Genomic DNA, 12,500 nt, shown 5'->3' with positions numbered 1-12,500 from the left:
ACGGATAGGGACCGAACTGTCTCACGACGTTCTGAACCCAGCTCGCGTACCGCTTTAATGGGCGAACAGCCCAACCCTTGGGACCGACTACAGCCCCAGGATGCGATGAGCCGACATCGAGGTGCCAAACCTCCCCGTCGATGTGGACTCTTGGGGGAGATAAGCCTGTTATCCCCGGGGTAGCTTTTATCCGTTGAGCGATGGCCCTTCCATGCGGAACCACCGGATCACTAAGCCCGACTTTCGTCCCTGCTCGACTTGTAGGTCTCGCAGTCAAGCTCCCTTATGCCTTTGCACTCTACGAATGATTTCCAACCATTCTGAGGGAACCTTTGGGCGCCTCCGTTACACTTTAGGAGGCGACCGCCCCAGTCAAACTGCCCACCTGACACTGTCTCCCGGGTCGATAAGACCCGTAGGTTAGAATTTCAATACAGTCAGGGCGGTATCCCACCAGCGCCTCCACCGAAGCTAGCGCTCCGGTTTCAATGGCTCCCGCCTATCCTGTACAAACTGTACCAAAATTCAATATCAGGCTACAGTAAAGCTCCACGGGGTCTTTCCGTCCTGTCGCGGGTAACCTGCATCTTCACAGGTACTATAATTTCACCGAGTCTCTGGTTGAGACAGTGCCCAAATCGTTACACCTTTCGTGCGGGTCGGAACTTACCCGACAAGGAATTTCGCTACCTTAGGACCGTTATAGTTACGGCCGCCGTTTACTGGGGCTTCAGTTCAGAGCTTCGCTTACGCTAACCCCTCTCCTTAACCTTCCAGCACCGGGCAGGTGTCAGCCCCTATACTTCGCCTTACGGCTTCGCAGAGACCTGTGTTTTTGCTAAACAGTCGCTTGGGCCTATTCACTGCGGCTTTCCGTTAAGAAAGCACCCCTTCTCCCGAAGTTACGGGGTCATTTTGCCGAGTTCCTTAACCAGAGTTCTCTCGCACACCTTAGGATTCTCTCCTCGCCTACCTGTGTCGGTTTGCGGTACAGGCACCTTTTATCTCGCTAGAAGCTTTTCTTGGCAGCGGGGAATCAAAGACTTCGCTCCATAAGGAGCTTCCCCATCACAGCTCAGCCTTCACGATAAGCGGATTTGCCTACTTATCAGCCTAACTGCTTGGACGTGCACAACCAATCGCACGCTTCTTCTATCCTTCTGCGTCCCTCCATTGCTCAAACGATAAAGAGGTGGTACAGGAATATCAACCTGTTGTCCATCGCCTACGCCTGTCGGCCTCGGCTTAGGTCCTGACTAACCCTGAGCGGACGAGCCTTCCTCAGGAAACCTTAGGCATTCGGTGGACGGGATTCTCACCCGTCTTTCGCTACTCATACCGGCATTCTCACTTCTAAGCGCTCCACCAGTCCTTCCGGTCTGACTTCACTGCACTTAGAACGCTCCCCTACCACTGATACCATTGGTATCAATTCGCAGCTTCGGTGGTGTATTTAGCCCCGGTACATTTTCGGCGCAGAGTCACTCGACTAGTGAGCTATTACGCACTCTTTAAATGGTGGCTGCTTCTGAGCCAACATCCTAGTTGTCTAAGCAACTCCACATCCTTTTCCACTTAATACACACTTTGGGACCTTAGCTGGCGATCTGGGCTGTTTCCCTCTTGACTACGGATCTTATCACTCGCAGTCTGACTCCTAAGGATAAGTCATTGGCATTCGGAGTTTGACTGAATTCGGTAATCCGATGAGGACCCCTAGTTCAATCAGTGCTCTACCTCCAAGACTCTTACACTTAAGGCTAGCCCTAAAGCTATTTCGGGGAGAACCAGCTATCTCCAGGTTCGATTGGAATTTCTCCGCTACCCACACCTCATCCCCGCACTTTTCAACGTGCGTGGGTTCGGGCCTCCATTCAGTGTTACCTGAACTTCACCCTGGACATGGGTAGATCACCTGGTTTCGGGTCTACGACCACGTACTAAACGCCCTATTCAGACTCGCTTTCGCTGCGGCTCCGCCTCTTCAGCTTAACCTTGCACGGGATCGTAACTCGCCGGTTCATTCTACAAAAGGCACGCCATCACCCATTAACGGGCTCTGACTATTTGTAGGCACACGGTTTCAGGATCTCTTTCACTCCCCTTCCGGGGTGCTTTTCACCTTTCCCTCACGGTACTGGTTCACTATCGATCACTAGGGAGTATTTAGCCTTGGGAGATGGTCCTCCCAGATTCCGACGGAATTTCACGTGTTCCGCCGTACTCAGGATACATTCAAGAGAGAACGAAGTTTCGACTACGGGGTTGTTACCCTCTGTGACGGACCTTTCCAGGTCGCTTCGTCTACCTCGTTCCTTTGTAACTCCGTATAGAATGTCCTACAACCCCAAGAGGCAAGCCTCTTGGTTTGGGCTAGATTCCGTTTCGCTCGCCGCTACTCAGGAAATCGCATTTGCTTTCTCTTCCTCCAGGTACTTAGATGTTTCAGTTCCCTGGGTCTGTCTTCCATACCCTATGTATTCAGGTAAGGATACCATACCATTACGTATAGTGGGTTTCCCCATTCGGAAATCTTCGGATCAAAGCTTACTTACAGCTCCCCGAAGCATATCGGCGTTAGTCCCGTCCTTCATCGACTCCTAGTGTCAAGGCATCCACCGTGCGCCCTTTCTAACTTAACCAAACTAAAATTAAAAAAATATGAGCTACACTGTTATCTAGTTTTCAAAGAACATACATTTAAACTTGAGAGATAGTTCTCTCAAAACTGAACGAAACAAAACAAGTCAACGTTTATTGATGAACTGCGTTCATCAATTCTCCATAGAAAGGAGGTGATCCAGCCGCACCTTCCGATACGGCTACCTTGTTACGACTTCACCCCAATCATCTGTCCCACCTTAGGCGGCTGGCTCCATAAAGGTTACCCCACCGACTTCGGGTGTTACAAACTCTCGTGGTGTGACGGGCGGTGTGTACAAGGCCCGGGAACGTATTCACCGCGGCATGCTGATCCGCGATTACTAGCGATTCCAGCTTCATGTAGGCGAGTTGCAGCCTACAATCCGAACTGAGAACGGTTTTATGAGATTAGCTCCACCTCGCGGTCTTGCAGCTCTTTGTACCGTCCATTGTAGCACGTGTGTAGCCCAGGTCATAAGGGGCATGATGATTTGACGTCATCCCCACCTTCCTCCGGTTTGTCACCGGCAGTCACCTTAGAGTGCCCAACTTAATGATGGCAACTAAGATCAAGGGTTGCGCTCGTTGCGGGACTTAACCCAACATCTCACGACACGAGCTGACGACAACCATGCACCACCTGTCACTCTGCTCCCGAAGGAGAAGCTCTATCTCTAGAGTTTTCAGAGGATGTCAAGACCTGGTAAGGTTCTTCGCGTTGCTTCGAATTAAACCACATGCTCCACCGCTTGTGCGGGCCCCCGTCAATTCCTTTGAGTTTCAGCCTTGCGGCCGTACTCCCCAGGCGGAGTGCTTAATGCGTTAACTTCAGCACTAAAGGGCGGAAACCCTCTAACACTTAGCACTCATCGTTTACGGCGTGGACTACCAGGGTATCTAATCCTGTTTGCTCCCCACGCTTTCGCGCCTCAGTGTCAGTTACAGACCAGAAAGTCGCCTTCGCCACTGGTGTTCCTCCATATCTCTACGCATTTCACCGCTACACATGGAATTCCACTTTCCTCTTCTGCACTCAAGTCTCCCAGTTTCCAATGACCCTCCACGGTTGAGCCGTGGGCTTTCACATCAGACTTAAGAAACCACCTGCGCGCGCTTTACGCCCAATAATTCCGGATAACGCTTGCCACCTACGTATTACCGCGGCTGCTGGCACGTAGTTAGCCGTGGCTTTCTGGTTAGGTACCGTCAAGGTGCCAGCTTATTCAACTAGCACTTGTTCTTCCCTAACAACAGAGTTTTACGACCCGAAAGCCTTCATCACTCACGCGGCGTTGCTCCGTCAGACTTTCGTCCATTGCGGAAGATTCCCTACTGCTGCCTCCCGTAGGAGTCTGGGCCGTGTCTCAGTCCCAGTGTGGCCGATCACCCTCTCAGGTCGGCTACGCATCGTTGCCTTGGTGAGCCGTTACCTCACCAACTAGCTAATGCGACGCGGGTCCATCCATAAGTGACAGCCGAAGCCGCCTTTCAATTTCGAACTATGCAGTTCAAAATATTATCCGGTATTAGCCCCGGTTTCCCGGAGTTATCCCAGTCTTATGGGTAGGTTACCCACGTGTTACTCACCCGTCCGCCGCTAACTTCATAAGAGCAAGCTCTTAATCCATTCGCTCGACTTGCATGTATTAGGCACGCCGCCAGCGTTCATCCTGAGCCAGGATCAAACTCTCCAATAAAGTTAGTTTGTCTAGCATCTAAAAATAAAAATTGACGTTCACGTTGTTTGTTTCGTTCAGTTTTCAAAGAACTTGTCTGCCGCTCATTTGCGACTCCCTTATGTTAACATTTTCATATTTCAATGTCAACCAAGTTTTTTTATTTCTTTTGTCGCTTTCTGCGTTGTTGCTATCGGCGACTTGTTCTATATTACACCTCTATAGGATAATCGTCAACACCTTTTTATAAAGATATTTAATTTAATACCTTCGTACTCTTTTAGCTCTAGATACGGACCTATAAAGATTCCATTTAAATAGAAACCCTCGTCTACTTTTCTTTACTAATCTATTCTTCTACATACTTTTCAATTTAGACACTTCTCTATTACAAAGGACTTACTTCCCCCATCTTACCGAACTCATACGATTGATTCTTTTCAGCTAAACTAGCAACCTTATTTTAACAATTAATAGTATATAATTAGAAAGTTGCTTTATTTTTTATTACCGCTCCCTATTCCCCTTTGTTTATCAAATTGTAATATCAATAACATTCTATTAGAAACAGGTGACGATATGAAAGATATACGTATTCTTATAGCAGATGACGATAAAGAAATTCGAGACTTATTAAAAAGATATTTAGAGCGAGAATTATATATGGTAGATACTGCAATTAATGGCGAAGAAGCGTTGTGCTTATTTAACCAAAATAACTACAACCTCGTTATATTAGATCTTATGATGCCGAAAGTAGATGGTATCGAAGTGTGCAGAAAACTTAGAGATACAACTAACATTCCTATATTAATGCTAACTGCTAAAGATCACGAAGTTGATAAAATTCTGGGCTTAAGCATAGGTGCTGATGATTATATTACGAAACCTTTCAGTATTCACGAAGTGGTTGCAAGAGTAAAAGCTCTTATGCGACGTTTTTTAGTTCTTGGAAGTAATACTAACGTACAAGAGAAAACAGCTTTAACATTTAAAGGACTAACTATCGATTTTAAAAAATACACAGTCCATACGAACGGAAAAGAAATCAACTTAACTGGAAAAGAACTTGAACTATTAAAATTCTTCGCTTCAAACCCAGAGCAAGTATTTACAAAAACACAACTCTTTCGAAATGTATGGGACGATAATTATATAGAAGATGATAATACCGTTATGGTGCATATTAGAAAGCTTAGAAAGAAAATAGAAATCAATTCTTCCAATCCAAAATTTATTCAGACTGTATGGGGAATCGGTTATAAGTTTGTAGGTGAAAAGGTTGAAAATTGATAAGGTCCTCTTTCTTATTTCATTACAACTTATCATTTGCGGACTTTTAAATATAGATATGGGATACCATGTAAAAGTATCTTTATTTATTGCTCTTATCATAATCACAATATACCTTTTCTTTTCAAGAGTTCACTTTATTCAAAGCAACGAATCGATGGTTACTAAATTAAGCCGTGCACTTAAAGGGAATTTACAAACGAGGCTATTCACAAATAACGACCGTTCATTAAATAATATCGTGTTTTCAATAAACGAATTAATAGCTGCATTAGAAAAGGGTCAGATCGAAGCAAGGAAATCCCAAGAAGCTAGAAAACAACTTTTATCTAATATCTCACATGATATCCGGACACCACTCACTTCTATTATTGGATATATTGATGCTTTAAAAGATGATGTCGCTACTTCTGAAGTAGAAAAGCAAGAATATCTTGAAATACTTTATAAGAAATCGAATGACTTAAAACATCTGGTCGATGAAATCTTTAATATGGCCAAGCTAGATGCTGATGAATTTCCATTAAAAGAAGAAGAACTCGATTTTTCTGAAGTTACTAGAGAAGTATTAATCGAATTTTTACCCGAGCTATCAAAACATAACATTGAACTACAAGTTCTCATACCAGAATCTACTTCTCCTATTATTGCAGATCACCTTAGCCTTATACGAATTATAGGTAATCTAATAAAAAACGCTATCCATCACGGAAAAGCTGGGAAAATAGTAGGAGTCGAACTACTAGAAACCAATACAGAATATGAGCTTCTTATTTGGGACAAGGGACCCGGTATTCCAAAACATGATTTACAAAACGTATTTAAGCGGATGTACCGCAGCGAACAATCAAGAAATCCTTCTTACGGTGGTAGTGGCCTCGGCCTTTCTATTTCTAAAGCCCTCGTTGAAAAAAATGGTGGGCGTATATGGGTTGACAGTATTCCCCGGGAACGAACTACTTTTGGTTTTTCCGTCCCAAAACACACTACTTTTAAGAAATAGTTAAGAAATGATTAATATGCAGTTAAACCTTCCTTTTTATTATGTAATTAAGAACTTATAGAAAGTAGGTGCCCCCTATAAATACAATTATAAAAACGACAAACCTTACTAAAGTTTATGGGACCCAAAAGTCAGTAGATAATCTAAATATGAATGTACGACAAGGAGAGATTTATGGATTCATAGGGCGTAACGGTGCTGGTAAAACAACTACAATCCGTATGCTGCTTAGTCTTATAAAACCTACAAGTGGAAATATAGAAATATTCGGTGAGGATTTACTTCGGAATCCAAAAGACATTTTAAGAAGAATTGGTTCTATCGTTGAAGTCCCAGGATTTTATGAAAACTTAACTGCAAGAGAGAACTTATTAATTAATGCAAAGATAATTGGAGTTCACAAAAGGACTGCAATTGAAGAAGCATTAGAAATTGTAGGCTTGCAGCACGAAACAAAAAAAATAGTAGGAAAATACTCTTTAGGAATGAAGCAACGCTTAGGAATTGCACGTGCTCTTCTCCATTATCCTGAACTACTCATACTAGATGAACCAACTAACGGCCTAGATCCAATCGGTATTAAAGAAATGCGAAAACTCATTAAATCTTTAGCTCAAGACAGAAATATAACGATACTCATTTCTAGTCATATATTAGCTGAGGTGGAACAACTAGTCGATCGTATGGGAATTATTCATGAAGGAAGGTTATTAGAAGAAGTTTCTCTTGATACACTGCGTAAAGCCAATCGTAAGTACATAGAATTCCAAGTAAATAATGATAATAAAGCTGCGATGCTATTAGAAAATCATTTTCAAATTTTTGATTATGAGGTACATGATGAAGGAAATATTCGCGTTTATTCTCACTTTGGACAGCAAGGACACATTAATAGAACGTTGGTTCGTAACGATATTGAAGTATTAAAAATTGTGATGAGCGAAGATAGACTAGAAGATTATTTCACCAAACTAGTTGGGGGTGGCACAATTGGTTAATCTGCTTTATACAGAACTATTAAAATTGAAACGATCCAATATGTTTTTGATTAGTATTATCGGAGCAGGTGTCGCGCCATTTTTAGTGGTTGTAGCTTCTTATATACACATGAAGACAAAGCAGCCTACTCCAACTATTTTATTTGGTCAACTGTTCACTGAAGTTAACCTATACACTACTTTAATTATAGGATTCCCCTTATATGGAGTTGTAATCGCTTATCTATTTACCCGTGAATACACGGAAGATACATTAAAAAACTTGCTAACTATCCCAGTATCACGTATTAGCTTTATTATAAGTAAGTTTATCCTTCTATTCCTTTGGATCATGATGCTAACTTTAGTTGCTTGGGCGCTAACTTTATTATTAGGGCTAATAGGTAGCTTCCCTGGGTTTAGTATCACCTTACTTTTAGGCTCTCTCATAAAATTTTTAATATGTGGTGGACTTCTCTTTCTTTTGTCTTCACCTATTGTACTACTAACCCTTGTAATGAAGACCTATGTACCGCCTATTATATTAACAATCATTATTACAATGACTAACCTTATGATCGTAAATTCAAAACATAAAGACCTATTCCCATGGACCGCTACTCTAGATATAGCAAATAACGAATTACAACCGAATTATCCACCAGAGTATTCTTATATCATCATTGCAGTAACAGCTATTTTCGGATTTATTACAACACTATTCTATTTTAAAAGAGTAGATATTCATTAATTTATAGGAGTGAAACTATGAGCGATCTTATCATTGCCTTCATACTTGGCATTGTAGAAGGGTTAGCTGAATTTTTACCCATCTCTTCTACTGGCCATCTTATATTAGTCGGACATTTGTTAGGTTTTGAAGGAGAAAGGGCAAAAACGTTTGAAATTGTCATACAGTTAGGGGCAATTTTAGCTATCGCGATTTTATATCATAAACGTCTTGTTTCTTTATGTAATATTAAACCCCTTCTTCGGAAAGAGAAAAAATTCAATGCATTACATGTTTTTCTTGGTGTATTCCCAGCAGTAGTTGTTGGCTTATTATTACATGATGTTATTAAAACATACTTATTCCAGCCGTATACTGTCGTAATCGGACTTGTAGCAGGAGCATTTCTTATGATTTTTGCAGAAGCAAAAAAAGCAGAGGTAACCGCTTTTTCACTAGATGATTTAACATACCGTCAAGCATTAACAATTGGATTATTTCAATGCTTAGCAGTATATCCTGGCTTCTCTAGAGCTGGCTCTACTATTTCTGGAGGGCTATTAGCGAAAGTAAATTATAAGGCTGCATCTGAGTTCTCTTTTCTCATCGCCCTTCCTGTAATGGTTGGAGCTACAGGCTTAGACTTATTAAAAAGTTGGAAGTATTTAAGTGTGGATGATATTCCTATGTTTGCTATAGGATTCATTACCTCTTTTATAGTAGCAATGCTAGCGGTAGTAACTTTCCTGAAGCTTTTAGAAAAGATAGGTTTAAAACCTTTTGCATATTATCGTATTTTGTTAGCCATCTTATTTACACTTTTCGTATCGCTATAGCTTCATATAAGCCACATATTATTAAACCGATATTCAAGGAATATCGGTTTTCATCTATTTCACCTCTAGTATTACTCACTTCAATATGGCATAGTGGTAATACACCACCATTAATAATCCGAATATTCTTTGAACTAATCATTAAAATATGTAAGATCAAAAGCTACACTTGAAATCCGAACCTAGTAATAGCATTTCTTCCTTAAACACATATACTGAATTAAAAATAAACACCTCAATTGATTGAATATGCCCATTACACCACTATAGAACGAATGTTCCGTACCGCTACTTCCTTGTATTTAAGTAATCGTACTATAGTTTTTTCACTTGCACTTATCTTCTCTACGAAAGACTCCCAATTATAAGATTTAAGGAGGTTTCATCCTATGTCTATATACAAATAACTGTAAGCTTTACCATTAGAAAAGCAGATCGAATTGTTGACGAAGCATTTAGTTTCATTTAATAGTATTAACGGCAGCGATGGCAAGGTCAGTATTATAGATGAACTATATAGTATTTTAAAAAGCACTCTGAACACGTATGGATTCAATATGTACCTCATGATACAATAGGTAGAAAAAATGTATTTGCATTTTTAAAAGAAAAACGCCTCCCCCCTCTACTATCATTTATCATTCACACCTAGATACAGTCAGCATTGAAGATTTCGGATCGTTAAAAGAACATGCTTTCTCTCCCGAAACACTAAAACAATATTTTCAAACCTACAAAAGTGATACAAATGTTCAAGCCGACGCAAAATCTGGAGAGTGGTTGTTTTGCCGTGGTTCTCTTGATATGAAAAGCGGTGCTACCATTCATCTAGCCAATATACTATACTTCTCAGAACATATGCATTTACTCAAAGGAAATCTACTACTCTTATTCATTGGAGATGAAGAAGGAGAACATCGTGGGATTATCTCTGCCTTAACCGAATTCGAAAGACTAAAGCAAGAAAAACAATTACAGTATCGTTTGGCCATTAACAATGATTTTATAACCCTTTTATATGATGAAGATACTCAGCGCTACATTTATACAGGTACTGCTAGCAAGCTTCTTCCTTGTTTCTATATTTACGGAAGAGAAGTACACGTAGGCGATACATTGTCTGGCATTAACCCTAATTTTATTGCAGCACAAATCACAAATAGACTACATAACAACTATATCCATTACCATATGAAATAATCCGCAAATTAAACATCCCGTCTATTACTATGGGCGTCTACGAGAATGATGGCCATAAATGGATAGAACGTGTTTACAAACCCTATTCATTCAGCGTATTACCTTTATTAATCCGTAATACAAATTTCAAATGACTACAAAGCTATTACAAATAAGCAAATTGTCCAGGGTTTATAAAGAAAATCAACTTTAGCTAAAGTGAGGTAAAAATACAAATGAATCCATTAGCACAAACATATTGGGATACTTATTGGGGGAACAATGAAAAACCGAAATCTGTTACAGCTTGGCAATTTGGTGATTCTCCTGATTATCTCGCTAAACTAGTCATTGATGGTGTGAAAACCGCAACATGCTCCGGCCATATTTTTTATGAATTAGAAAACGAACCGCTACCAACAACCAATGATTATAGTATTGTACTCAATAGTCAAGATGAACCTGTAGCTATAATTAAAACAATAGAAGTAACTGTAACACCAATGAATGAAGTAACTGAAGAATTTGCTATAGCTGAGGGTGAAGGCGATCTTACTTATAATTACTGGAGAGACACCCATATACAGTTCTTTACAAAGGAACTACATGAGCTTGGCCTTGGTTTTTCTGAAGATATACTACTCGTTTGTGAACGTTTTGAGCTTATCGATATAAAAAATAAAGTGAAACTATAATAAATAGAAGTAATACCTTTACTTTTACGCAAATAAGCTTGTCATCTATGACTAAAGAAACCCATAGATAACAAGCTTATTTCATTAAACACAAAAAAGACGAGTCATTCTGACTCGTCTTAAAGTTGCTTGGCGACGTCCTACTCTCACAGGGACAAGGTCCCAACTACCATCGGCGCTAGAGAGCTTAACTTCCGTGTTCGGTATGGGAACGGGTGTGACCTCTCTGCCATCATCACCAAACTATTGAAGGTATATTCCTTCAAAACTAGATAACATTTGCTTCATATTATATGGTTAAGTCCTCGATCTATTAGTATTCGTCAGCTCCACATGTCACCATGCTTCCACCTCGAACCTATCAACCTGATCATCTTTCAGGGATCTTACTAGCTTACGCTATGGGAAATCTCATCTTGAGGGGGGCTTCATGCTTAGATGCTTTCAGCACTTATCCCTTCCGCACATAGCTACCCAGCTATGCCCTTGGCAGAACAACTGGTACACCAGCGGTGCGTCCATCCCGGTCCTCTCGTACTAAGGACAGCTCCTCTCAAATTTCCTGCGCCCACGACGGATAGGGACCGAACTGTCTCACGACGTTCTGAACCCAGCTCGCGTACCGCTTTAATGGGCGAACAGCCCAACCCTTGGGACCGACTACAGCCCCAGGATGCGATGAGCCGACATCGAGGTGCCAAACCTCCCCGTCGATGTGGACTCTTGGGGGAGATAAGCCTGTTATCCCCGGGGTAGCTTTTATCCGTTGAGCGATGGCCCTTCCATGCGGAACCACCGGATCACTAAGCCCGACTTTCGTCCCTGCTCGACTTGTAGGTCTCGCAGTCAAGCTCCCTTATGCCTTTGCACTCTACGAATGATTTCCAACCATTCTGAGGGAACCTTTGGGCGCCTCCGTTACACTTTAGGAGGCGACCGCCCCAGTCAAACTGCCCACCTGACACTGTCTCCCGGGTCGATAAGACCCGTAGGTTAGAATTTCAATACAGTCAGGGCGGTATCCCACCAGCGCCTCCACCGAAGCTAGCGCTCCGGTTTCAATGGCTCCCGCCTATCCTGTACAAACTGTACCAAAATTCAATATCAGGCTACAGTAAAGCTCCACGGGGTCTTTCCGTCCTGTCGCGGGTAACCTGCATCTTCACAGGTACTATAATTTCACCGAGTCTCTGGTTGAGACAGTGCCCAAATCGTTACACCTTTCGTGCGGGTCGGAACTTACCCGACAAGGAATTTCGCTACCTTAGGACCGTTATAGTTACGGCCGCCGTTTACTGGGGCTTCAGTTCAGAGCTTCGCTTACGCTAACCCCTCTCCTTAACCTTCCAGCACCGGGCAGGTGTCAGCCCCTATACTTCGCCTTACGGCTTCGCAGAGACCTGTGTTTTTGCTAAACAGTCGCTTGGGCCTATTCACTGCGGCTTTCCGTTAAGAAAGCACCCCTTCT

7 protein-coding genes and 4 rRNA genes (2 of these 11 running past the window's edge) are annotated in these 12,500 nt (G+C 42.0%); 7 read left to right on the top strand and 4 right to left on the bottom strand.

Annotated features, from left to right (window positions below):
• Both MHI07_RS01610 and MHI07_RS01605 read right to left on the bottom strand, forming a co-directional pair.
• Positions 1–2,642, bottom strand: a 23S ribosomal RNA gene (locus MHI07_RS01610) (it extends 280 nt beyond the left edge of the window).
• Between the two features lie 146 nt (positions 2,643–2,788).
• Positions 2,789–4,340 (bottom strand): 16S ribosomal RNA (locus tag MHI07_RS01605).
• The 16S and 23S rRNA genes sit together here, the layout of an rRNA operon.
• Positions 4,341–4,898: 558 nt before the next feature.
• Here MHI07_RS01605 and MHI07_RS01600 point away from each other — a divergent pair.
• The 7 genes from MHI07_RS01600 (at position 4,899) to MHI07_RS01570 (ending at position 11,032) form a co-directional block, all read left to right on the top strand.
• Positions 4,899–5,612: a response regulator transcription factor gene (locus MHI07_RS01600; RefSeq protein WP_002159510.1), complete on the top strand. Its 714-nt coding sequence runs from the start codon at positions 4,899–4,901 to the stop codon at positions 5,610–5,612.
• On the top strand, positions 5,602–6,615 hold the full coding sequence (locus tag MHI07_RS01595; RefSeq protein ID WP_133059463.1) for a sensor histidine kinase: 1,014 nt from the start codon (positions 5,602–5,604) through the stop codon (positions 6,613–6,615). The genes MHI07_RS01600 and MHI07_RS01595 overlap by 11 nt, the downstream gene beginning before the upstream one ends.
• Positions 6,616–6,683: 68 nt before the next feature.
• Positions 6,684–7,613, top strand: coding sequence for an ABC transporter ATP-binding protein (locus MHI07_RS01590; protein WP_340821567.1), 930 nt, complete (start codon positions 6,684–6,686; stop codon positions 7,611–7,613).
• The gene (locus MHI07_RS01585) at positions 7,606–8,343 is read left to right on the top strand and encodes an ABC transporter permease (protein WP_016103374.1); all 738 of its coding nucleotides are present in this window, start codon (positions 7,606–7,608) and stop codon (positions 8,341–8,343) included. Before MHI07_RS01590 ends, MHI07_RS01585 begins: the two co-directional genes overlap by 8 nt.
• A 17-nt stretch (positions 8,344–8,360) precedes the next feature.
• Positions 8,361–9,158 carry an undecaprenyl-diphosphate phosphatase gene (gene bacA / locus MHI07_RS01580; protein ID WP_340821563.1) on the top strand — a complete coding sequence of 266 codons (798 nt, stop codon included), beginning with the start codon at positions 8,361–8,363 and terminating at the stop codon, positions 9,156–9,158.
• A gap of 804 nt (positions 9,159–9,962) precedes the next feature.
• Positions 9,963–10,358: a hypothetical protein gene (locus MHI07_RS01575; protein WP_340821561.1), complete on the top strand. Its 396-nt coding sequence runs from the start codon at positions 9,963–9,965 to the stop codon at positions 10,356–10,358.
• Positions 10,359–10,573: 215 nt separating this feature from the next.
• On the top strand, positions 10,574–11,032 hold the full coding sequence (locus MHI07_RS01570) for an ASCH domain-containing protein (RefSeq protein ID WP_002063537.1): 459 nt from the start codon (positions 10,574–10,576) through the stop codon (positions 11,030–11,032).
• Between the two features lie 127 nt (positions 11,033–11,159).
• On the opposite strand, the gene rrf is transcribed toward MHI07_RS01570, so the two are convergent.
• Both rrf and MHI07_RS01560 read right to left on the bottom strand, forming a co-directional pair.
• Positions 11,160–11,275 (bottom strand): 5S ribosomal RNA (gene rrf / locus MHI07_RS01565).
• Between the two features lie 50 nt (positions 11,276–11,325).
• Positions 11,326–12,500 (bottom strand): 23S ribosomal RNA (locus MHI07_RS01560); it runs 1,747 nt beyond the window's last position.

The sequence above is a fragment of the Bacillus sp. FSL H8-0545 genome (genome assembly GCF_038006105.1).
GTDB classification, from domain to species: Bacteria; Bacillota; Bacilli; order Bacillales; family Bacillaceae_G; genus Bacillus_A; species Bacillus_A cereus_U.
This window is presented reverse-complemented; position numbering and strand designations above follow the sequence as displayed.